This is a genomic window from Chryseosolibacter indicum (assembly GCF_018598585.1).
Lineage (GTDB): Bacteria > Bacteroidota > Bacteroidia > Cytophagales > Cyclobacteriaceae > Chryseosolibacter > Chryseosolibacter indicus.
In genome coordinates this window covers 29,929-52,278 of sequence record NZ_JAHESD010000003.1, presented here as the reverse complement: position 1 = coordinate 52,278, position 22,350 = coordinate 29,929, and the positions used below count along the sequence as shown (strand labels likewise).

Annotated in this window: 20 protein-coding genes; 10 read left to right on the top strand and 10 right to left on the bottom strand. The window is 40.2% G+C overall.

All coding sequences use genetic code 11. The features are described from left to right. Positions 1 to 13: 13 nt before the first annotated feature. Complete coding sequence (locus tag KK060_RS01865) at positions 14 to 1,081, bottom strand: NAD(P)/FAD-dependent oxidoreductase (RefSeq protein ID WP_254151702.1); 1,068 nt, start codon at positions 1,079 to 1,081, stop codon at positions 14 to 16. A gap of 160 nt (positions 1,082 to 1,241) precedes the next feature. On the opposite strand from KK060_RS01865, the gene KK060_RS01860 reads away from it, so the two are divergent. The 5 genes from KK060_RS01860 to KK060_RS01840 are packed head-to-tail and all read left to right on the top strand — an operon-like array spanning position 1,242 to position 8,467. After that, entirely contained in the window at positions 1,242 to 1,895 is a 654-nt protein-coding gene (locus KK060_RS01860) for an MBL fold metallo-hydrolase (RefSeq protein ID WP_254151701.1), read from the top strand. A gap of 20 nt (positions 1,896 to 1,915) precedes the next feature. After that, the gene (gene pssA, locus KK060_RS01855; protein ID WP_254151700.1) at positions 1,916 to 2,590 is read left to right on the top strand and encodes a CDP-diacylglycerol--serine O-phosphatidyltransferase; all 675 of its coding nucleotides are present in this window, start codon (positions 1,916 to 1,918) and stop codon (positions 2,588 to 2,590) included. Positions 2,591 to 2,601: 11 nt separating this feature from the next. Beyond that, the gene (porU, locus tag KK060_RS01850) at positions 2,602 to 6,009 is read left to right on the top strand and encodes a type IX secretion system sortase PorU (protein ID WP_254151699.1); all 3,408 of its coding nucleotides are present in this window, start codon (positions 2,602 to 2,604) and stop codon (positions 6,007 to 6,009) included. Between the two features lie 28 nt (positions 6,010 to 6,037). Further along, positions 6,038 to 7,207: a type IX secretion system outer membrane channel protein PorV gene (gene porV / locus KK060_RS01845; RefSeq protein WP_254151698.1), complete on the top strand. Its 1,170-nt coding sequence runs from the start codon at positions 6,038 to 6,040 to the stop codon at positions 7,205 to 7,207. Further along, positions 7,208 to 8,467 carry a M16 family metallopeptidase gene (locus KK060_RS01840; RefSeq protein WP_254151697.1) on the top strand — a complete coding sequence of 420 codons (1,260 nt, stop codon included), beginning with the start codon at positions 7,208 to 7,210 and terminating at the stop codon, positions 8,465 to 8,467. A 20-nt stretch (positions 8,468 to 8,487) separates the two neighbouring features. Here the strand turns inward: KK060_RS01840 and KK060_RS01835 are convergent, their stop codons facing one another. The 3 genes from KK060_RS01835 to KK060_RS01825 are packed head-to-tail and all read right to left on the bottom strand — an operon-like array spanning position 8,488 to position 10,843. Beyond that, the gene (locus tag KK060_RS01835) at positions 8,488 to 9,105 is read right to left on the bottom strand and encodes an HAD family hydrolase (protein ID WP_254151696.1); all 618 of its coding nucleotides are present in this window, start codon (positions 9,103 to 9,105) and stop codon (positions 8,488 to 8,490) included. 6 nt (positions 9,106 to 9,111) lie between these two features. Further along, a complete protein-coding gene (locus tag KK060_RS01830) occupies positions 9,112 to 10,173 on the bottom strand; it encodes a glycosyltransferase family 9 protein (protein ID WP_254151695.1) in 1,062 nt (353 codons plus the stop codon). A 55-nt stretch (positions 10,174 to 10,228) separates the two neighbouring features. Beyond that, positions 10,229 to 10,843, bottom strand: a complete 615-nt coding sequence (locus KK060_RS01825) for a DUF4254 domain-containing protein (protein ID WP_254151694.1) — start codon at positions 10,841 to 10,843, stop codon at positions 10,229 to 10,231. A gap of 59 nt (positions 10,844 to 10,902) precedes the next feature. Between KK060_RS01825 and KK060_RS01820 the strand changes: the two genes are divergently transcribed. The 4 genes from KK060_RS01820 to KK060_RS01805 all read left to right on the top strand — a co-directional run bounded on the left by KK060_RS01820 (position 10,903) and on the right by KK060_RS01805 (position 15,180). Next, complete coding sequence (locus tag KK060_RS01820) at positions 10,903 to 11,496, top strand: hypothetical protein (RefSeq protein WP_254151693.1); 594 nt, start codon at positions 10,903 to 10,905, stop codon at positions 11,494 to 11,496. A gap of 88 nt (positions 11,497 to 11,584) precedes the next feature. Next, entirely contained in the window at positions 11,585 to 12,163 is a 579-nt protein-coding gene (locus KK060_RS01815; protein ID WP_254151692.1) for an RNA polymerase sigma-70 factor, read from the top strand. A gap of 2 nt (positions 12,164 to 12,165) precedes the next feature. Then, positions 12,166 to 13,173: a FecR family protein gene (locus KK060_RS25140; RefSeq protein WP_254151691.1), complete on the top strand. Its 1,008-nt coding sequence runs from the start codon at positions 12,166 to 12,168 to the stop codon at positions 13,171 to 13,173. Between the two features lie 6 nt (positions 13,174 to 13,179). Next, positions 13,180 to 15,180 (top strand): STN and carboxypeptidase regulatory-like domain-containing protein, encoded by a 2,001-nt coding sequence (locus KK060_RS01805; RefSeq protein ID WP_254151690.1) that lies wholly within the window; start codon positions 13,180 to 13,182, stop codon positions 15,178 to 15,180. 93 nt (positions 15,181 to 15,273) lie between these two features. On the opposite strand, the gene KK060_RS01800 is transcribed toward KK060_RS01805, so the two are convergent. The 6 genes from KK060_RS01800 to KK060_RS01775 form a co-directional block, all read right to left on the bottom strand. Continuing rightward, positions 15,274 to 16,395 carry a fatty acid desaturase family protein gene (locus KK060_RS01800; protein ID WP_254151689.1) on the bottom strand — a complete coding sequence of 374 codons (1,122 nt, stop codon included), beginning with the start codon at positions 16,393 to 16,395 and terminating at the stop codon, positions 15,274 to 15,276. Between the two features lie 191 nt (positions 16,396 to 16,586). Beyond that, a complete protein-coding gene (locus KK060_RS01795) occupies positions 16,587 to 17,243 on the bottom strand; it encodes a phosphatidylserine decarboxylase family protein (protein ID WP_254151688.1) in 657 nt (218 codons plus the stop codon). Positions 17,244 to 17,558: 315 nt separating this feature from the next. Next, positions 17,559 to 18,833, bottom strand: coding sequence for a Glu/Leu/Phe/Val family dehydrogenase (locus KK060_RS01790; protein WP_254151687.1), 1,275 nt, complete (start codon positions 18,831 to 18,833; stop codon positions 17,559 to 17,561). Positions 18,834 to 18,986: 153 nt separating this feature from the next. Next, positions 18,987 to 19,418: a DoxX family protein gene (locus tag KK060_RS01785; protein WP_254151686.1), complete on the bottom strand. Its 432-nt coding sequence runs from the start codon at positions 19,416 to 19,418 to the stop codon at positions 18,987 to 18,989. Between the two features lie 30 nt (positions 19,419 to 19,448). Then, complete coding sequence (locus KK060_RS01780; protein ID WP_254151685.1) at positions 19,449 to 20,279, bottom strand: phosphatidate cytidylyltransferase; 831 nt, start codon at positions 20,277 to 20,279, stop codon at positions 19,449 to 19,451. A gap of 2 nt (positions 20,280 to 20,281) precedes the next feature. Continuing rightward, positions 20,282 to 21,166: a CPBP family intramembrane glutamic endopeptidase gene (locus KK060_RS01775; RefSeq protein WP_254151684.1), complete on the bottom strand. Its 885-nt coding sequence runs from the start codon at positions 21,164 to 21,166 to the stop codon at positions 20,282 to 20,284. Between the two features lie 119 nt (positions 21,167 to 21,285). Here KK060_RS01775 and dusB point away from each other — a divergent pair, with 119 nt between their 5' ends. After that, complete coding sequence (gene dusB, locus KK060_RS01770; RefSeq protein WP_254151683.1) at positions 21,286 to 22,281, top strand: tRNA dihydrouridine synthase DusB; 996 nt, start codon at positions 21,286 to 21,288, stop codon at positions 22,279 to 22,281. Positions 22,282 to 22,350: the final 69 nt, after the last annotated feature.

The following is a 22,350-nucleotide window of genomic DNA, read 5'->3' as shown; positions in this document are numbered from 1 at the left end:
AATATTAGGGAACTCAATATAACAATTTATAACGAGCAACATCTACCTCTTTATATAAAGGGGTGGCATTTTCTAAGCATTGAATCAGATGTTGCGAAAAATAAGGTGCCAAACTAATGCCTTTTGTACCTAACCCATTAAAAATAACAAGTGATTTATAATAAGGGTGCTTCCCCATGATTGGCCGCCTGTCTACCGTAGTCGGCCTGAAACCCCAGGCCTGACCTGTAATCTCATAAGGAGCAGCTACAAGCTCGTTTAGTTTCTCTTCCAACTCAAATTTTCCAGCCATCGTAACTGTCGGCGTCTTATCCTGAAGATTATAGGTTGCCCCAACTCTATAAACATTCTCATCCTCAATAGGCACAAGGTAAACACCTCTATTGAGAATAAAATTATTCTCCTCCAAAAAACACCGGACGGTAAGCGTCTCCCCTTTTAATGATCTTATCGGCAATCGATCAAACCATGGATTCGCCGACACATTGACACCTTCACAAAAAATAATATAGGGAGCTTCTATGTGATCATAGCACACCAAATTATCCCGAATTACAAGATTCTGATGATTAAATGTCACATCAAGGATTCCATTTCTTAATGACACTTCGTTTCGCACCCCTTCGAGAAATGCCTGGGTATCAACAAATCCGCATTGTTTTAACAGCAGCCCTCCTAGTGGGTCATGCACTCCCGTAAAATGTGGTTTGGTTATGACTTTGTCGATAATGTCTTTATACGTCTCATCAGTACTTCTCCCCATCCATTCATTTTGCTCTTCAACTGTTACAAAAGGCCGGTAAAGAGGCATTGAATAGAAGAGCTTTTTGCCTGTCATTTTCTCCACCTCGGGATAAAAGGTATGCAGGTAGGGGAAGATTTTATCAGCTAACCATGTTTTTACAAGGTTTTTACCGGTGACAGGATTAAAAAGGCCTGCGGCCACGCGCGTAGCTGAATTTGGGGTCGGCCCATCTATAATTACAAACTTTTTGTTCATTTTCATTAAATGAACAGCTAAAGCTGAACCCGCCAGTCCTTGACCGACTATAATGTAGTCAACCGATAACGTCTGTCTCATGCTGTTAATTAAACGGCGTTAATATTCGCTCACGATTTACAAGCTACTTCGCAGATAGCAAAATTGATAAGATCAAAACCTTAATAACAAGTAAGTTTGTAATCAAATAAAATTACCCGGATCAAAAAAACCAACCTATTTTTGGGATCACAAACAATTGATGATGCAACTGGAAACCTTTGTATTTAATCCGCTACAAGAGAATACTTTCGTTTTATATGACGAAACAAAGGAGTGTGTCATTATAGACCCTGGCTGCTATGACAAAAGCGAGCAATATGAACTGGAAGAGTTTATTGCACATAAGGGCTTAATCGTTAAAATGTTACTTAACACCCATTGCCATGTCGACCATGTGCTGGGTAACTATTTTGTAAAGGAAAAATACAAAGTTAAACTCCTGATCCATGAGAAAGACGAGATTACATTGAAAGCTGTACAAGCTTACGCGCCAGCTTATGGATTTCACCAATACCAGCCCTCATTAGCTGATGGATTTTTAAATGAAGGTGATACTATAAGTTTCGGAAATCAATCACTCAAGGTTCTGTTTGTGCCTGGTCATGCACCCGGCCATATTGCCTTTTTCAATGAAAAGGAACAAATATTAATAGGAGGAGATGTTCTTTTTTACAATAGCATTGGAAGAACGGACTTACCAGGAGGTAATTATGATACGCTTATACAAAGTATTCATCAAAAACTCTTTACCTTACCCGACACAACAAAGGTTTATCCTGGTCACGGGCAAGATACTACCATAGGCTTCGAAAAAAGAACCAATCCATTCTGCGCTCTTACCTACTCGAATTAATCCTGTACACATTTTTTAAGATGAAAAGATATATCCCGAATTTTTTAACGTGCTGCAACCTTCTCTCCGGATGCTTTGGAATTGTTCTACTTTTTGAAAACAAAAATATCCCTGCTGCTTATTTTGTGTGGGCTTCGTGCATATTTGATTTTTTTGATGGATTTGTAGCAAGAGGGTTAAAAGTTTCCTCATCAATCGGCAAAGAACTTGATTCTCTTGCAGACGTAGTAAGCTTTGGCGTGCTACCTGCGCTGGTAATGTATAAACTACTCGGCGAAGCTGCCCCTGACACTGCACTTCCTTATGTAGCTTTTCTCATTGCAATTCTATCAGCGCTTAGGTTAGCAATCTTTAATGTAGATGAAACACAAAGAGATTCCTTTAAAGGATTAAATACACCAGCCAACACATTATTTATTTCTTCATTACCACTCATTCAGGATAAAGTAGGAGGCTGGCTCTTCAAACCTGTTACACTGGTCATTATTACAATAGTTTTCTCCCTGCTACTGGTGTCAAGAATAGAAATCTTTGCGCTTAAGTTTAAAAATTTCAGCTGGCAGGACAACAAAATAAGATTTATCTTTCTCATCCTTTCAGCACTACTACTCCTTATTCTTCAGAACCTGGCGATACCTTTAATCATAATTTTATACATTCTTTTGTCGTTAACTTCAAAGGGTATTAAAGCGTAGAAACCTTAACCGTGAAAAGGAACTATTGCATTCTGCTATTGGGCTTGCTGGCTCTTCTGATTGTATCACATTCAGGATATTCGCAATCAGTTCTTGCTTCCGGCAATTGGTATAAGGTCTCTGTTCAGAAAGACGGTGTTTACAAAATAACCTATAATCAGTTAAAGACCATGGGTTTTAACGTCGGCGCCGTTAATCCCAAGAAGATCAGCATCTTTGGAAATAGCGGAGGAATGTTACCTCAACTCAACAATGCCGTAAGGCCAGTTGACTTAAATGAAATTGCCATCCAGGTTGTAGGAGAAGAAGATGGAAAGTTTGACAGTAAAGACTACATCTTGTTTTATGCTGAAGGACCTGATAAAGCTACGCTAGATATCACGAAAGAAGTTTTTCATTACCAGAACAATATATACAGCGACAAAAATTTTTACTTTATCTGTATTACCGATAAAGATGGTAAGCGCATTCACACCAGCGAAAATCTAAATACTAACGCTCCCACCATAAATGAGTTTAATGATTACTACTACCATGAAAATGATCTGTATAACATACTTGAATCAGGAAGAGAGTGGTATGGAGAGAGTTTCGCGGTATCAGCAGATTTAAAATTAAGCCTTCCCATAAAAAATATTATCCCCGGCAGTGATATAAAAATTCTTTCAGAGGTGATGGGCCAATCGGCTCAAACCTCATCGTTCGAGATCTTTGTCAACGGGACGCAGATAGGTGAGCAGTTAATTCCAGCTATTCCATCTTCAAATTTTCAATATGGCCTTAAAGGTCAGGTTAAGCGCGACACGTTCGCCATTAACGAAACGCGGACAAGAGCTTCAAACCGGAATGACCAGGAAATTAACTACCGATACATTAAACCTTTAGCAACATCAAAGGGTTTTTTGAACTTTGTTTTAGTCAGCTTTAAGAGATCACTTGCAATGAGTGACAAGCAGATTATTTTTAGTTCCGCTGTCAGTATTGAAAACCCAATTTCAGGCTTTGAGATTGGTAACGCTAAAACCGGTCTTTCTATTTGGGATGTTTCCGACCCCATTAATGTGAAAAAACAGGATTACCAACTAAACAGCAATACAGCTCACTTTATAACAAGTACTGATTATTTAAAGAAGTTTATTGCTTTTACCCCAGATGTTGAAGGTCCGAAACTTGAATCAAAAGTTCCGCCCCAAAACCTTCATGGTTTATCAACCCCAAATCTAATTATCGTTACACATCCAAACTTCTTTAATGAAGCAAGCAGGCTAGCCGCACATCGACAAAGCTTTAGCAATTGGAGTGTGCATGTAGTAACCATTGAACAGATATATAACGAGTATTCGTCAGGCAGGCAAGATGTCTCTGCTATACGTGATTTTGTTCGCGATCTTTACAAGAGAAACACAGCGACTCTAAAAGCGCTACTCTTATTCGGCAAGGGATCGTATGACTATAAAAGTATAACCAACGACAATACCAATTTTGTTCCTACCTATGAGTCTCGTAACTCTTTGCACCCACTGCAAACATACTCATCGGATGATTACTTCACTTTTATGGATGACAACGAAGGTGAATGGCAGGAAAGCCCGGCACAAGACCATACTTTAGATATTGGAGTAGGCAGATTACCTGTGACAACTATAGAGGAAGCCAGAGATGTTGTAGACAAAATCATTCAATACGATTCGAATAAGAAAACATTAGGATATTGGAGAAAAGAACTTGTCTTCGTTGCCGATGATGGAAACGGCGAGGACAATTACACCAATTTACATCAGAAACAAGCAGACGATCTTACAACAATAATAGGCACACTCGAGCCTTCTTTTGATACGCGGAAGATTTTCATGGGTACTTACCCAAAGACACTTCGCGCTAATGGAGAGATTACACCCAAAATGTCCGAAGATATTATAAGGGCTTTTGATCGCGGTGCGTTAATTGTAAACTATACAGGACACGGGTCTGACAGAGTATGGGCGGACGAGCAGGTGCTTACTGATGAACTTATCCTCAAACTTGAAAACAAGCAATATCCGTTTTTAGTAACTGCGACGTGTGAATTTGGGCGTAATGATCATCCTGTGATTCGGTCCAGCGCTGAGCTTTGTGTTATAAAAAAAGAAGCAGGTGCAATCGGCATGGTTACTACCACAAGACCGGTAAATGCGGAAACTAATTTTGAGCTGAATAAAGCTTTTTACGAATCGCTCTTCCAGAGAGATAACAACGGCTATCCATCCTTGGGAGAGGTGTTCAGAAATACCAAAAACAACAGCACGAGTGGCGTCTTCAACAGAAACTTTTCTTTGCTTGCAGACCCATCCCTTACATTGGCACTTCCACCAAATACTATAAAAGTAAATTCCATACAAACGCAAGGTGGATCTGACACACTCAAGGCGCTATCTAAGGTTATTGTAAAAGGGCAGATTGATAATGTATCAGGCGAGAAGTTAACCTCCTTCAATGGCCTTTTAGAGGCAACCCTATTTGATAAAGAAACAGAGTTAGTTACAGTAGGGCGAAGTACGGGTTTTAAATTTAAAGAGTGGCGTACGTCTCTTTTCAGAGGAAAGGCAAGTGTAAGGGATGGCGATTTTACTTTGGAATTCTTTCTTCCTAAAAACATATCGTACTCCGTACATGAAGGAAGGTTGAGCTTGTACGCATCTGATGCAGCCAATAACACAGACGCCAATGGTTCTTCAAAAACCTTTAAAATTGGTGGGTCAGAATCAAATACCACAACGGATAATACCCCTCCTGAAATTAAAGCATTTATGGGAGATAGCACATTCATTAATGGAGGCATTGTAACACCAAATACTTACCTGGTTGCTAAAATTTCTGATGAGCATGGAATTAACATCTCTGATTATGGGATTGGTAATGGACTTCTAGCAACCCTCGATATTGATGTGGAAACATTTATACTTAATTCCTATTTCGTATCAAATACTGATGATTATACCACAGGCTGGCTTCGGTATCCAATAAAGAATTTGGCACCAGGAAAGCATACTATAACAATTAAAGCTTGGGATGTCTTTAATAATCCTGCACAAAGTTCCGTTGATTTTATAGTAACTGACGGAGAATCTATCCGCATTGAAACATTTGGTAATTATCCTAACCCATTTAATACTAAAAGCACTCTATTTTTCACCCATAATCGCCCTGGAGATGATATCAAGGCACACTTATTTATATATGCACCGACAGGAAATTTGTTAAAAACCCTAGAAATTCCAGTATTTGATAGCCAATATCGTGTAGATCTGTATGAAATGGATAATTCAGGAAATCAGGATAAAAAACTACCGGCTGGGTTATACTTAGCACGCCTGGTTGTTCGTTCGTTAACCAATGGTTCCAAATCGGAGCAAGTTACAAAACTTATTATATTGAATTGATTATCTTTAAGCGTTTGAAAAATAAATAATGAACCTTCGATCCATATTTCTCCCCTTATTGACTTTAATTTGTACAGGTCAGGTTTTTTCTCAAAGCACACCTCCAACAAACCCTCCAAACCCAACACCTGCAACATTAATAGGAGCGGATCGTGCCATTACCACAGCAGTCCCCTTTTTGGCTATTACTCCTGATGCACGCCATGCTGCATTGGGCGATGCCGGGGTAGCAAGCTCTCCAGATGCCAATGCAGCATACTGGAATGCAGGAAAGCTAGTTCACATCGATAGAAAGTACGGGGGAAGCTTAAGCTATACACCATGGTTAGGAAAAATAATCAATGATATGTGGATTTCTTCCCTTACGGGATTCTATAAATTAAACAAAGAAGAAGCAATAGCCGTAGGGTTTAAATACTTTGACTTAGGTGAGATCAACTTCAGAGACGTTGCCAATGTCTCTTTAGGTGACTTTAACCCAAAAGAGGCCGCATTTGATGTTACATATTCAAGATTACTATCACAAAACTTGAGCGTAGGTATAACAGGAAGATTTATACACTCCAATCTTACCGGTGCTTTTACCGGCTCTGATGCGCAAGCTGGCAACACGGCTGCCGCCGATATCGGAGTCTTTTACACCAAGCCCTTTACCAATAGCACTAAAAATTCGACGCTTTCTCTAGGTGCGCAGATTTCGAACATCGGTCCGAAACTTTCATACACTGATAATTCAAACAAAGACTTTCTCCCGACAAACCTTCGGATAGGTGGTGCTTACACAACCCAACTAGACATTTATAATACTCTTACCTTCCTCCTGGATTTTAACAAACTTATGGTACCTACAGTGGACAGGGACCAAACCCTACTCAGCGGGTTATTCGGTTCATTTACTGATGCACCAGATGGTGTGAAAGAAGAGGTTCGTGAAGTTATGACATCTTTAGGTATTGAATATTGGTATAACCAAACCTTTGCTGCTCGTTTAGGGTATTTTCTGGAAGCCAAAGATAAAGGAAACCGAAAGTACCTCACAGCAGGAGTTGGATTTAGAAGAGACAACTTCGGAATTGATGCAGCATACATAGTACCTACAAACAAGCGTGAACATCCTTTAGCTGAGACGCTAAGGTTTACAATTATGTTGTTGATTCCGCAAAATGATATAGAAAGAGAAGAATCTATTACTGACTAGATGCTTGACAGGAAAACACCTCCACCATTTGCTCGCAGCACTTCTTTTGATCTCTTAAAACCTGTAAAAAAAACACTACCTAACGGTATTGACATATTTTTTATTTCAGGCGGAGAACAGGAAGTAATAAAAGTTGAACTCATCTTTAAAGCTGGAAGATGGTTTGAAAAATATACCGGATGCTCCCATTTTGCTTCAAACCTTTTAAATAAAGGCACCAATAAAAAAGGAAGTTTTGAAATAGCTCAAATATTTGATCGGTATGGAGCTCATCTTGAGATACATCCCGGTTTAGATTTCGTATCCATATCCATCTATGGGCTCACGCAATATCTTGCCCCTGTTCTGGATCTTTTAGTAGAGATCATTACGGAACCTTCATATCCTGAAAAGGAATTAAGCCAGAACAAAGCAATTTTTAATCAAAACCTCAAAGTTAATCTTGAGAAGACAAGCTTTATTGCCTCGAAAGCATTTAGGAAAACCGTTTTTGGTGAATCACACCCTTATGGAAGGGAAATTGAAGAAAATGATGTTAATAGCCTTACGAGAGCGCAACTGACGGAGCACTATCAGACTTTCTTTAAAAACATAAGCATTTTTGTTTCAGGTAAAATCAGTGAAGAAAGCACCTCCCTTATTGAGAGCAAGTTTGCAACCTTTGTAACAAAAGCAGAAGAGAAAACCGAACATGTTGTAACATCAGTAAGTCCTTTTCGCCAGCATATTGAGAAGGAAGGAAGTTTGCAATCTTCATTAAGAGTAGGATGCAAGGCAATTCAACGGAGTCACCCTGACTATGCTTCTGCTGTTTTTGTATCTCACATAATTGGGGGATATTTCGGATCGAGACTGATGAAGAACATCCGTGAAGAGAAGGGCCTTACCTATGGTATCTACTGCTCTCTTCAGCCGTTTCAAAAAGAGAGTTCTATCGTTGTTGGAGCTGATGTAAACAAGGAGAATGTATCGCTGGCATTTGACGAAATCCGAAAGGAGTTTAAAAGAATGCGGGAAAACAGCATTTCGACCAGTGAGTTGAACACTGCGAGAAATCACTTTATTGGAAGCTTACAATCAGAGATTACAACGTCCTTTGCTCACGCTGATAAAATCAAAACGATTTACCTATCTAATCTTCCGAATAACTATTACCAGCAAATGATTCATTCTATTGAATCTATTGATGCTCTTAAAATCATGGAGATAAGCGAAAATTATTTCAACGAAAACAACTTCCATGAAATAGCAGCAGGATAGACCCCTGCCCTTACTCGCTTCTAGGTAAGGACACCAAGTTCTTTCAGGTTTGCCTTTAATTGTTGAGGATTATGAAAGTGAATATTTGGAAGGCCTATATCATTCGCACCCTCAATATTCTTTATGTTATCATCAATAAAGATGGAAGAAGAAGGGTCGACACTATACCGATCAAAAAGTATCTGAAAGAATTCTGGGAAAGGCTTTCTGCTTTTCTCTATTCCGGAGACTACAATACCTTCAAACCAATGCAGAAACTCGAACGTTTCTAATGCCCATGGAAAGGTTTCGGCAGACCAATTTGTGAGAGCATAAAGTCTGTATTTTTTTGAGTCTTTAATGGTTCTTAGAATGTCAACGGTTTCTGTTATTGGTCCTCTGATAGTCTCCTGCCAACGCCCGTACCACGCTGTGATAGGCTCTTCAAACTCAGGATGTTTGGTGAGCAGTTCTTTCGTGGCTTCTTCAAAAGAGCGACCTGCGTCTTGCTGATCATTCCATTCACTTGTACATACGTTATTTAAGAACCAATCAACCTCATCCTCAGTTTTAAAGATTTTCCTGTATAAATATTTGGGGTTCCAGTCTATTAAAACTCCACCTAAATCGAATATTACTGTATCTATTCTATTTGACATTCAAAATCAATTGTTTAATCTTCCTAGTATTCTTTGCGCCACCATTGCTGCAGTTATCCTTGTCTGGCATGGAAAGCCACCAACCGGACATGTTTCTCTTCCATAGACTGAGCAAGGCCTGCATGGCAACTCATCTCTGCTAATCTGCATAACACTATCAGCACCCTTTTTGAAAGGACCAAAACCTACGTCGGGATGAGTACCTCCCCAAATAGAAAGTACAGGAATACCAGCCAATGTTGCCAGATGCATATTGGACGAATCCACCGAAAGCATAAGATCAAGTTGCTGCATAAGCGCCATCTCTTGCCGAAGTTTAAGCACACCTGCTGCAATAACTATCTTATCCGGAAATTGTTTTTGGAGTGACTCAAAGAATCTAACTTCTTTTTCTCCTCCTCCAAACATGAAAAACTTAGCATCCGTTCTTTCCAATATGTTCCTTATTACTTCAGCATAGTTCTCCACAGGCCATATTTTGGATACGTGCATTGCAAACGGAGCAATGCCAATCCATCTCTCATTTTTCTGCAGTTTCTTTTGTGTCAGCCAATCGGAAGCTGCAGCATACAGAGAATCATTTAAAGAAAAATAAGGTGGATTCAGCAGTGTGAATGGAAAACCTGCTTTTTCAAAAGCACGGCGATAACGCTCTACAGTATGGATCAGAGGCCTTGTAATCTTGTTGTCTTTTCTTGCCCATGCCTTTTTCTCTTTCCTTCCTTTATCAAAAACAATCACTCTTGTGCCGAACATTTTAAAAAGGGTTCTGAGAATGACAGTACGAATGTTACTGTGCATATCTATAAACAGATCGTAATCGCCCTTTTTAACCAATGCACGGAACAGGTCACGCATTCCAAAGATACCTGTGTAGGTATAATCGATGTCTGCAGGGAACGTGATTACACGTTCCAGATCATAAAAGAATGGAGCAAACTTCGGACGTGTAACTACAGTAACCTCTACATCAGGATGCGCGGCAGTCAGTGACTTTACTGCCGGCACCAGCAAGGCCACATCTCCCATAGCAGAGAACCTTACAATGAGAATTTTCTTTAACGACACAGAAACAGTTTAGGTAGCAAAAATTTTTACCATGAACACGCCGATACCTAAGGTATCAGTTACCCTTTTGTTGGGCGTATAGCATTGGATTCAGGGAAGGATCATTATACATTTTCATCTGCCGGTAAACTTTGAACTTCCGGTACCCATTTCCGATATCTTCAATTAGCTCGTTGTAAGCCAGGCGCATGTCATTTTTTTGCTCCATAAGGACAGCAAGTTTTGCATTGCAGGTTGCCAGGTGTTCAGCACTTGCGTCTTTGCGTTCAGTCTGCTCTTTCATGTGATAGATCTTCAGCATAAGGATGCTCATTCTATCGAGTAACCAAGCAGGGGTTTCTGAATTCATTCTGGCTTCCGCTTTAGGTACAACGTTCTTGAATTCTTCCAGAAAGAAGTCATCAATCCGTTCAACGGTATCTGTGCGATCCTGGTTAGACTTGTCTATTCTTCGTTTTATCTGAAGTCCTTCTACAGGATTGATATCTGGCTTCCGGATGATGTCTTCTAGATGCCACTGAACGGTATCAATCCAGTTTTTTACATATAACAGCGCCTCAAAACTTCCTTGCGGATAAGGATTATTAATTGGGGTATCAACGTGGTCTTTTTTATGATAATCAAGAATACTCTGATCAAATATTTTATAACATTCTTCAGCTGATAGCATACAAATTCTTTGACCGCAATTTAATTATTTTGAATTAGGGGGAAAGTGTATTTTTAAACATGTCATCGCATCATTTTGTAAAAGAAGGTCAGGAACCGGCGCTTATAATTGCATCGCCGATAAAGAATATTGATGAGGTGGGTGATTTCCTTGAATGGGCTCCTCAGATCATTGTACTTCACGATGAGTTAGACTCCGTTCTGCAATGCGGGATTAAAGCGGATGTTATTATTACCTCTACTGCAAACCCTAATGACCTTGAAAAGGAACTTTGGCATCAAAGTCCGGTAAAGGTTTTAAAAGCACCTTCCAAAACTGAAGAACTTGCAACCGCCATATATTTTCTTGTCTCACAGCGACAGTATATGGTTAATATATGGGCAAAAAATACTGCTTACTATTTAGAAGAACTCGAGGAAATAGCTGATCAGATGGAAGCATCATTAATTAATGGTGTTGTAAAATGGTCTTTTGCCAGGGAAGCATTTAAAAAGTGGTTTCCTGAAAATGCTCATCTTAAAATTAAAGGCAATGGGATATCTGTTACAGAAGGTGAAGCAGAACTTGTAAACAATGAGATTTTAGTTAAAAAAGAAGGATTTTTAAGTCTAAAAGCGGAAAACCCCTTTTGGGTGGGGCAGTTTATAAATTAATTTTTCTTTAATAGGGGTAAAAGACCCTTGGGTTGTCATATCTAAAACGCCTAAACCGTGTAAATTGCGCCAATAATTTCAAAAGTTGGTGGAATTAACCGAGCAAGACCTTTTAATAGCACTGGCCGAAGGCGATATAACAGCTTTTGAGATGTATTTTAAGACATTATACCAACCCCTGTGCAATTATGCATTCACGTTTCTTCAGGATAAGGAAGAGGCTGAAGAGATTGTTCAAAGTGCCTTTCTATCGTTTTGGGAGAAGCGGGAGGGTTTAAATATCCGCACATCTCCAAAGTCTTACTTTTATGCTATGGTACGCAATGCTTGTTTAAATGTAATCAAGCATCAAAAGATCAAACAAAAGTATATAGGCGAAGAATTAGCCTTAACAAATCCCGGATCTGAGGCTGTAGCGGAAGCTATTTCTTCTGACGAGCTTGAACGCCGTATACACGAGGCCATATCCTTACTACCTGAACAATGCAGACTTGTTTTTAAATTAAGTCGTTTTGAAGAGCTTAAATACCAGGAAATTGCTACCCAGCTAAACATCTCAATAAAAACAGTAGAGAACCACATGGGTAAGGCGCTTAAAATAATGCGGGAGCAGTTAAAAGACTACTTACCGATTATTCTCCTTTTAATGAACGGACTTTTGAATTAATAGTGGAAAAGATATACAACGATATTGACGATTTAATTGGAAAGTACCTGGCACGTGAGGCTACAGCGGATGAGGCGCGCTTTGTTGAAGGATGGATTTCGCAAAACGAATCTAACCGGAAATACTTTAACCAGATTGCAACGATTTATACCAAAGCTGCAAGTATCAAAGAACTGCAACAGTTTGATACGGACGCGGCCTGGAATAAAGTACGGGGAAAGTTACAGAAACCAGGTGATACAAAAGTAGTAGAACTGAAGCCAACAGGTAGTTCTTTCGGTATCATCTTTAAAATAGCTGCGAGCGTTCTCATTGCACTGGGTATCGGCTTCTTCGCTTATCGTACCTTCTCGCCATTTAATACCAAGACGCTGGAAGTTATTACTGACAAGGAAACAGAGACCGATACATTGCCAGACGGCAGTAATGTATTTCTTAACCGGGAAACAAAGCTGGCATACTCTTTCAACAAGAAAGAGAATACACACAATGTAAAGTTGAACGGTGAAGCTTACTTTAATATCAAACACAAAAACGACGAGAAGTTTATCATAGAAGTAGACGGCGTATTTATTAAGGACATCGGAACTGCCTTTAATGTTAAAGCGTATCCTGATTCTAAGACTATAGAAGTTGTTGTTGAAGAAGGTGAAGTCATGTTTTATTCACCAAAAGATTCAGGTGTTTACCTAAGGGCGAATGGAAAGGGTGTGTATAACAAAGTGACGAAGGAGTTCACGATAGAAAATCCTGAACCAAATGCAATTTCTTATAAGAGCAAGTTCTTCATCTTTAGTGACACTGAGTTAGTCACCGTTACTGAAACCCTTAATTCAGTTTATAACAAGAAGATCTTTGTGAATGGGGCGTTAAAAAAATGTCATCTTACAGTAACCTTTAACAACGAGAGTATTGATGAGATTGCCCATGTTATTGCTGAAACATTGGGCGCTACAGTGACAGTATCGGGTGATAGTATTTTACTGGAAGGCTCGGGATGCGGTGATTAACATATTATGAAGCAATACCAGTTCTTACTCCTCTCGCTGTTTCTGGTAATCAATTCGGGCCTGGCGCAAAACAACACGCCATTTCTTGAACGAAAAGTAACGATTACACTTAACCAGGAGCGACTTGATGAAGCTCTTAAAAAGATAGCAGACCAGTGCGGGTTTACTTTCTCGTATAATACGTCCGTGGTGGATGCTGACAGAGCCATCTCCTACAGCTTCAGAAATCAGACTGTGCGCCAGATTTTGGATGAGATCTTTGAAGGAACCGTAGACTATAAGGTGCGATCGAAGTACCTCATCTTAACGAAGGCCAAAGGTAGTTCGAAAAAAAAAGATGAAGACACCTTCGCGGGTTATGTCATTGATGAGGCTACCGGGGAGCGTATTAAAAATGCAACTATCTATGACCCTGTAACGCTTACCTCAACGATAACAGACTCCTATGGTTATTTTGAACTGAAGGTTGATAAAAGACCTTCTACTGATATTAAACTTTCTGTTAACAAAGAAAACTATAGTGACACTGTTATAGCGGTAGTCTCGGGTAGGCAACGGCTCCTTAACATTCCGATAAAAGTTAATAAAAATAAGATCACCACATTGGCTGATAGCGTAGAAGCCAAGATAAAACGGTTTCTGAATTTAAACTTCCTGCTTACTAAGAAACTAGCTAAATCAGATTCTCTGCAACCTGCTTCTGCTTTAAGAAAACCGAAGCTTTTGAATCCAAACAGACCTGAATTATTAAATATCAAGGATACTATTTACAGGACAATGCAAATGTCCTTTGTTCCTTTTATTGGTACCAATCATGCTTTAAGCGGAAACGTAATCAACGACTTCTCTTTTAACATACTTGGAGGATACTCGTTAGGCGTTCAAAAGTTTGAGTTGGGAGGTTTATTTAACATAGACCGAGGAGACGTGCGTTTTGGGCAGATAGCAGGACTTTACAATGTTGTTGGCGGTACTGTGAACGGTGTACAAATAGCCGGACTATTTAATACCAATTACGGTTTTACAAATGCCGTGCAAATTGCCGGGCTTCTCAACGTAAACTTTAACTCTTCTGAAACAATATCCATTGGTGGACTAATTAACATGAACAAGGGATCATCCCGTGGGTTTCATCTTGGGGGGTTGGGTAACATTACTGTGGGTGATCACAAGGGACCACAGGTTGCAGGTCTTTATAACATAGCCACGAAAGATTCAGGACCTTTTCAATTAGCAGGTCTTTTTAATGCTACAGCGCATGATCACAAAGGTTCGCAAATTGGAGGTTTGTTTAATTTTACAGCACGCGATTTAAGTGGCTCACAGGTAGCAGGACTATGGAACTTTACAGGAAGGAATTCCAGGGGTTCGCAGGTAGCAGGGCTATTTAACATCAATGGCCGTACGATAAAAGGCTCTCAGGTTTCGGGTTTATTTAATTACGGAAAACATGTCAATGGAAGCCAGGTAGGACTCCTGAATTTTGCTGACAGTGTAAAGGGAATAACATTTGGACTCCTCAGTTTTGTTTCAAGTGGGTATCATAAACTAGAAATTTCAGCTGATGAAGTGTTTTATGTGAATGTTGCTTTTCGCACTGGTGTAAGAAAGCTCTACAACATTATTACAGCAGGTGCGCGACCTAATACCTTTAGTGATGATTCAACCTTATATACGTTTGGATATGGTATAGGAACAGCCCCCCGCCTGTCTGACAAACTCTATCTAAATTTTGATCTGACTGCAAACCAGATTATGATTGGCGACAAGGTTGAAAAGATAAACCTCCTTAATAAGTTCTACCTTGGAGTAGACTGGCAAGCCACGAAGTGGTTTTCTATAACTGCAGGCGCTACTTTAAATGGTCACATTACAGACACTACTTACGATCTATACCCTTCACTATTTACCGACTTTGAGCCACGAATAATCTCAGACAGGGATTTTGGAAATGATCTTAATTTGAAGATGTGGTGGGGAGGAAAGGTAGGGATACGATTCTTCTGATATAATACACCTTGCGTAAAAAGAGACTGACTCAAAAGAATACTGTCAGTAACTTTTGAGTCAGTCGTCCGTCACATTGATTGAAGATTCTTTCTATGCTGCAACGGCAACACTATGTTGTTCCGGCTCAGGTTTTCTTCCCAACTTCTTTAACAACTTTGCATGAGACTTTAATGCACCAATGAAAGTGGGCTCTGATTTATAGGGTAACCCAAATTCATTCGCTGTTTGTCTTACGATATATGAAATATCCCTGTAGTGCACATGGCAAATGTTTGGAAAAAGATGGTGCTCCACCTGGTAGTTTAAGCCACCCACATACCATGACAGGATTCTGTTCTTATTCGCGAAATTTGTAGTTGTATGTAACTGATGTATAGCCCAGCTATTTTCCATTCTTCCTTCATCATTTGGAAGGGGATACTCAGTGCCATCTATAACGTGAGCAGGCTGAAAGATAACTGCCAGAATAAAACCAGCAACATAATGCATGATAACAACACCCAGGAGCGCCTGCCACCATGTGATGTCCAGTACCATAACAGGTAATACAAAAATATAAGCGATGTAAATTACTTTGGTCGCAATAAGGATTAACCACTCCGTTGTGATATCTGCTTTTTGTTTTTTTACCAGACCTTCACGATGGTATTTAACGATTCTTACAAAGTCTTTGGCAATAACCCATACAAGTGTCATTAAGCCATAAAGGAACCATGCGTAGACATGTTGAAACTTGTGCATCGGTTTCCACTCACCATGGGGACACATTCTAAGAACGCCACGTGGACTAATGTCTTCATCATGATCGTGTATATTGGTATAAGTGTGATGTAATACGTTGTGTTGTACACGCCAATTAAAAGCATTACCTCCTACCAGATTTAAGGAATAACCAAGAAGATTATTTACCCAACTTTTATTTGAATATCCGCCATGATTAGCATCGTGCATAACGGATAATCCTATTCCTGCTATACCTGTGCCCATTACAACGCACAATGCTGCCATTACCCAAATATTTGCAATAGCACCTGACATGATAAGCAGATAGGGTGTGAAGTATAAGGCAAACATGAAAAGTGTTTTAAACTTCATTTCAGCATTTGCATACCTTGTGATGTTCTTTGTTTTGAAATAGTCATTCACACGCTGATTAAGCGTAGAGAAAAAGTCAGCACGTGCTGAAGAGAATTTAATTGAAGACGCCTTCATAAGTCAGGAGATAAATAAAAAATTAAAAAGTGATTAAGCGTAGAATAAATGCGATATGCGGATAGTTAGGATGTTAAAAAAATAAGTTTCTCATCTAAGATAAGAAACTTATTTTTTCTATGCTAATCGTTAAAGAAAATTTAACACTGGAAGCAAGAGAACGTATGTTAGTTTGCGGATGTGCTACACTATCAAAGCTCAGCAATTATTGTTCGTCCGCCTTTGGTAATATCTCCTATTTTAACAGTGACTTTTGCATCGAGGGGAAGAAAAACATCTACGCGTGAGCCGAACTTAATGAAACCAAACTCCTGGCCTTGCTCTAACTCCATCCCTTCTTTCACATAAAACTTAATTCTTCGCGCAAGTGCTCCTGCGATTTGTCTGAAAAGAATTTCAACACCATCATTCGTCTTCACAGCTACTGTTGTTCTTTCGTTTTCAGTACTTGATTTTGGATGCCATGCTACAAGATATTTTCCGGGATGATATTTAAAGTAACTGATCTTACCACCTACAGGCATGCGGTTAACGTGTACGTTAACAGGCGACATAAAAATTGAAACCTGCTTTCGTCTATCCTTTAAATGTTCAGGCTCTATTGTCTCTTCTATAACAACGACTTTACCATCAGCAGGAGCAAGTACATGTTTAGTGTTTTGCGTGATCTGAAATATTGGGTTACGGAAGAACTGAAGTATAAGCAGGTAGAAGATCACACTAACCAGAATGGCAGAATTCTGTACCAGCGGACTCTGCGGAAAGTAATAGAATACAACCCAATTGAGGCCAAATAGAACGAGCAGTAAAACAAATAGAACCAGGTGGCCTTCGCGGTGGATTTTCATGACAATAAACTATGGTAAGGTTTTAAAATTATATTTTTCTAAACGGTAAAGTTAAATATTCTGAAGGCTAAATAACAATGATGTAATGAATTGATTGAAAGAGGGCGAATACAATGTTGCTACAGGAAAGATCAATTGGGAAACTGTGGGTTGGAGGTTCGAAGATGGAGGTTCTGAGTTTGAAGTTCTGAGTTCGAGGTTCTGAGTTTTGTTAAAGGTTAAAAGTTTAAGGTTAAGGGTTTACAAACAGCAAGTGCCAGGGAATTCGAGTATCTTCAAATTTCCTGGCACTTACCATTTTTAACAAGGAGTTTATTAATAACCTCCGCGGTACTTGTATGTTTTTGCCACCTTATCGATTGCTACCATGTAGGCAGCGATACGCATGGGCACTTTGTATTGTTGTGATATTTTGTAGACATTACTGAATGCATCTTTCATGATCCTGTCAGATCTGCGGTTCACGCGATCGGCAGTCCATTTATAACCCAGGCGGTTCTGCACCCACTCAAAGTAACTTACTGTTACACCACCGGCGTTGGCAAGAATATCCGGTACTACGACGATACCCTTTTCGTTGATGATGTTATCAGCCTTAGATGATGTTGGGCCGTTTGCACCTTCTACGATAAGCTTTGCTTTAATGTTAGGCGCATTACTGCTTGTAATTACATCTTCCGTTGCAGCAGGAACCAACAGATCTACCGGTAAGGTAAGCAGATCTTCATTGGAAATCTTTTCAGCGCCACCAAAGCCTTCAAGAGAGCCTTTGTTGTTTTCGCGGTACTTAATCGCAGCATCTATATCAAGACCTTTTTCATTGAAGTAAGCGCCTGAGATATCGCTAACAGCCTGTACGATTAAACCACGCTCGTGTAGTAAGCGCGCCGCCCATGAACCGACGTTTCCAAAACCCTGTACTGCGCAAAGTGCCTTATAAGGATTGATCTTTAGTTTTTCCATTGCTGCCATGGCAGATACCATTACACCACGGCCTGTGGCTTCTGTTCTTCCTAAAGAACCACCAAGTACTACTGGTTTACCAGTTACTACAGCATGGGTAGTCATGCCCTGGATTCTTGAGTACTGGTCCATCAGCCAGGCCATTTCACGAGGGCCTGTACCCATATCTGGGGCTGGAATATCCTGATCAGGACCAAATACATCGGCCATAGCCTGTGTATAAGCGCGCATTAAGCGTTCTATTTCGCCTGCAGACATTTCGCGTGGGTTACACGCTACGCCACCTTTTGCTCCTCCATAAGGAATATCTACAACAGCGCACTTCCAGGTCATCCATGCTGCCAGTGCTTTTACCTCATCCAGGTTAACATTTGGATCAAACCTGATCCCACCTTTAGAAGGACCAAGAATGGTAGAGTGAATAACGCGGTATCCTTCAAAAACTTTGATGGTTCCGTTATCCATAGTTACGGGTAAAGAAACAATAACCTGGCGGGCCGGATTCTTCAACACGTTATAGATTTCATCTTCTAATCCTAATATCTGGGATGCCACATGAAAACGTGACATCATTGCTTCAAATGGATTTTCTCTGTCTTTAAGCGGAGCGGGTTCGATGTATGCCATAGTTGATGATATTCTCAGTTTTTATTAACCAACAATTTTATGCCATAACGCTGGTTAAAACTTCAAAAGTGTACGTTAAAACGGTTGCAAAACTAGTTCTTTATCCTTTACCTAATTTATTTATGCAAGTAAATTCTGCTAAAGATAGTATTCCTAATTTTTCTTTTGCATTACGAGAAGATTATCTATTGATAATTTTCCGGCACCATAATAAAGAAAGAATACCGATCCAAACAACATCATTAGCGCATCAAAAGACTGTTGAAAAGTAGTACCAATATGTACAAGCCATAAGGCCACCAGGAAGTTTATGATCATAATGATAGCTGCAAGTCTTGTCAGATATCCTAAAATGTAGAGGCTACCACAAATGAACTGAGCATAAACAGAAACCCAGGCTGCCATTAAGGGATAGCTGACACCATGTTGCTGTAAAAAGTCTTTAAATTCAATCATTCTATGCCAGCTCAAGATGTTATCCTGTGTGCCATCTATGAGTCGCCAGCCAATAATAAGACGCAGAAATATGGCTCCGTAGTCTTTTCTCTTATCAAAAAAAAGGTTGAGTTGGTGATAGAAGGCCATAAATTGAAGTAAACGATCTTACACTAAAGATCAGAAAACTTCGAGATAGGCAACAATAAAGGGAGCAGAAATTAACAGACCATCGAACCGATCCAGAAAACCGCCATGGCCTGGCAATGCACTTCCTGAGTCTTTAATTTCTATGCTGCGTTTTAATAAAGATTCTACCAGGTCTCCAAAGGTACCTCCCACAATAATAATTACTCCTACTATTAGCCATTGCCAGAGGGAAAGGGTATGGAAGTATACTGAAATACCATAGGCGAAGATGAGCGCGAGAATGGCCCCGCCAACAAATCCTTCCCAAGTCTTTTTAGGGGAAATTCTTTCGAAGAGCTTTCTTTTGCCCAAGTAAGAACCAGCAAAGTATGCCCCTGTGTCAGTAGCCCAAAGGATAAAAAGGCAACCGAAGATTATTTCGAAGTTGTAGTTACCCTGATCCATGACAACAATATTTAACAGCGTAAAGGGTATGGCTACGTAGAAAATACCGAGAAAGGTAAATGCAATATTGGTAAAAGGCTTTCTCTCGAATTTTTTATAAAGCTTGACGATGTATACGCATGCTACGAGGGGGAATATTAGAAAATAATACCGATATGAGATGATCTGCATCTCTATGAGGAAGGAGAGCGTGAACACAAGAATGCCGCAGAAGACACCCAGTGCCTTTTGAGGAACAAAACCATCAAGACCGGCAAGCTTATAAAACTCTAGCAGCGAGAACAGGCAGATGATAAAGAAGACAGCAAAGTATGTCCACGGTCCAAGGCAAACTGCTGTGATAATACCTGCTGCACCTAAGATGCCTGTAATAATCCTTTGGGTAAGATTACTGTATTTGCGGATAGCTTCTGTCACGGTTATAGTTGAGTGATGGATTGTCGGTTTTCGAAATACTTGTAAAAATAATAAAGTAGTGCAACCGTTAGTAAAGCGCTAAAAATAATTGCAGTGATCGGCAAGGCTTCCGGGCTTTCAAGATCGTAAGTTACCGTACCCTGCTGGTAAAAGTACATGGCCAGCACCGAGAAACCGTTGTTTACAAAGTGGGCGATAACAGCAAACCACAAACTACCCGACCAATAATAGAAATATCCAAATAAGGCACCTAGTAATAAGCGGGGAACAAAGCCAAAGAATTGAAAGTGAATAGCACTGAAGAGGAATGCTGCAAACCAGATGGAAACATGAATGTTGTTGGTTGCCCTTAAAAGCTGGTTCTGGATGATTCCTCGAAATACGATCTCTTCGCCAAAAGCGGGAATAACAGCAATAACGATAAGTGCTATCAATACTTCGCCAACGGAATCGAACTTGGTGAGAAACTTAGTCATCTCTGCTGCCAGTTCTTCTTTTTCTTTCGCCCATTGTTCGAATTCTTTAGCGAACTCCGGAAAATGAACATTGGCGTTCCATTCTATAAATACAGAGTTAACCGCCATAAAAACAATAACAGCAATGACTGTTATAACAACAGGAAGAAAGTCTACCTTATAATTACGAAAGAAGTCGACAACGGATCTGCGTTCGGCTGCAAGGAACAATGCAGGGCAGACTATTAAACCAAAAAAAGTAGCCGATGCCTGAACAATGTATAATGGTATTTTTATTGCCGGATCGGCGGCAGGACTTTGAAGGCTATTTACCATATCAGTTATGCTACCAGAATAGAAGGGCAGGGCCAGGAAAAAACCGATCATAGGACCTATAACAATAAAGCCCAAGCCTACGAGGATTAAAATCATTAGCAAGGAGATCACAGGGTGTCTCTCACGGCGGTTCATCAATTCATTTTCCAGCATGTTCGGGGAAATGGCTAACTTTGTAACTTCTCCGATACCAATTAGGGAGAAGTAGGGCAAATATGGCAAAAATTGGCAATATTGATTTAGGAGATTTTCCGCTGCTGCTGGCTCCGATGGAGGATGTGAGTGATCCGCCGTTCAGGGCAGTATGCAAAGAAGGAGGGGCAGACCTGATGTATACCGAATTTATATCCTCCGAGGGGCTTATCAGGGATGCAGCCAAAAGCAGGCAGAAGCTTGATATTTTTGAATACGAGCGGCCTATCGGTATCCAGCTCTTTGGCGGTGACATTGGAAACATGGTTGAGTCGGCCAAGATAGCGACGGAAGTTAATCCTGATCTTATTGATATCAATTATGGGTGCCCGGTGAAAGCGGTTGCGTGCCGTGGCGCAGGGGCGGCTTTACTTCAGGATATACCCAAAATGGTGAAGATGACGGAGGAGATTGTGAAGTGCACCCATCTTCCTGTTACGGTTAAAACCAGGCTGGGATGGGACGACAACACGAAGAACATTCTTGAAGTAGCGGAGCGTTTACAGGATATCGGAATAAAGGCACTTACTGTTCACGGGAGAACCCGGGTACAGATGTATAAGGGGTCTGCTGACTGGACTTTGATCGGGAAGATCAAAGAAAACCCGAGGATGCACATACCTATCTTCGGCAACGGAGATATTGATAGTCCGCAGAAGGCCGTAGAATACAAGAACAGATATGGTGTTGATGGCATTATGATTGGCAGAGCTGCTATTGGTTACCCATGGATCTTCAACGAGATCAAGCATTATTTAAAACATGGCGTGCGCCCCTCTCCTCCTGAGATATCGGAGCGCGTGCGTGCAGCAAGAAAACACCTCGAGTTTTCTATACAATGGAAAGGTGACAGGCTGGGTATCTTTGAAATGCGCAAGCACTACACCAACTACTTCAGGGGTATACCGGAATTCAAGCCTTTCAGAATAAGATTGGTTGAAGCCAATAGTTTTGAGGAAGTGATAACCATACTGGATGAAGTAACAGGGCACTACAGCAACGTGCTACTGAGTGCGTAGTTCACTTTTCTTTCAATGAAGTATCAATCTATAATCGGTACTTAAGGCAGTACCCAAAGCACGCTTTTA

What these genes read in the sequence shown, in the direction of transcription:
- KK060_RS01865 (WP_254151702.1), bottom strand. Translation starts at nt 1,081, where the DNA reads ATGAGACAGACGTTATCGGTTGACTACATTATAGTCGGTCAAGGACTG.
- KK060_RS01860 (WP_254151701.1), top strand. Translation starts at nt 1,242, where the DNA reads ATGATGCAACTGGAAACCTTTGTATTTAATCCGCTACAAGAGAATACT.
- pssA (WP_254151700.1), top strand. Translation starts at nt 1,916, where the DNA reads ATGAAAAGATATATCCCGAATTTTTTAACGTGCTGCAACCTTCTCTCC.
- porV (WP_254151698.1), top strand. Translation starts at nt 6,038, where the DNA reads ATGAACCTTCGATCCATATTTCTCCCCTTATTGACTTTAATTTGTACA.
- KK060_RS01840 (WP_254151697.1), top strand. Translation starts at nt 7,208, where the DNA reads ATGCTTGACAGGAAAACACCTCCACCATTTGCTCGCAGCACTTCTTTT.
- KK060_RS01835 (WP_254151696.1), bottom strand. Translation starts at nt 9,105, where the DNA reads ATGTCAAATAGAATAGATACAGTAATATTCGATTTAGGTGGAGTTTTA.
- KK060_RS01825 (WP_254151694.1), bottom strand. Translation starts at nt 10,843, where the DNA reads ATGCTATCAGCTGAAGAATGTTATAAAATATTTGATCAGAGTATTCTT.
- KK060_RS01820 (WP_254151693.1), top strand. Translation starts at nt 10,903, where the DNA reads ATGTCATCGCATCATTTTGTAAAAGAAGGTCAGGAACCGGCGCTTATA.
- KK060_RS01805 (WP_254151690.1), top strand. Translation starts at nt 13,180, where the DNA reads ATGAAGCAATACCAGTTCTTACTCCTCTCGCTGTTTCTGGTAATCAAT.
- KK060_RS01800 (WP_254151689.1), bottom strand. Translation starts at nt 16,395, where the DNA reads ATGAAGGCGTCTTCAATTAAATTCTCTTCAGCACGTGCTGACTTTTTC.
- KK060_RS01795 (WP_254151688.1), bottom strand. Translation starts at nt 17,243, where the DNA reads ATGAAAATCCACCGCGAAGGCCACCTGGTTCTATTTGTTTTACTGCTC.
- KK060_RS01790 (WP_254151687.1), bottom strand. Translation starts at nt 18,833, where the DNA reads ATGGCATACATCGAACCCGCTCCGCTTAAAGACAGAGAAAATCCATTT.
- KK060_RS01785 (WP_254151686.1), bottom strand. Translation starts at nt 19,418, where the DNA reads ATGGCCTTCTATCACCAACTCAACCTTTTTTTTGATAAGAGAAAAGAC.
- KK060_RS01775 (WP_254151684.1), bottom strand. Translation starts at nt 21,166, where the DNA reads ATGATTTTAATCCTCGTAGGCTTGGGCTTTATTGTTATAGGTCCTATG.
- dusB (WP_254151683.1), top strand. Translation starts at nt 21,286, where the DNA reads ATGGCAAAAATTGGCAATATTGATTTAGGAGATTTTCCGCTGCTGCTG.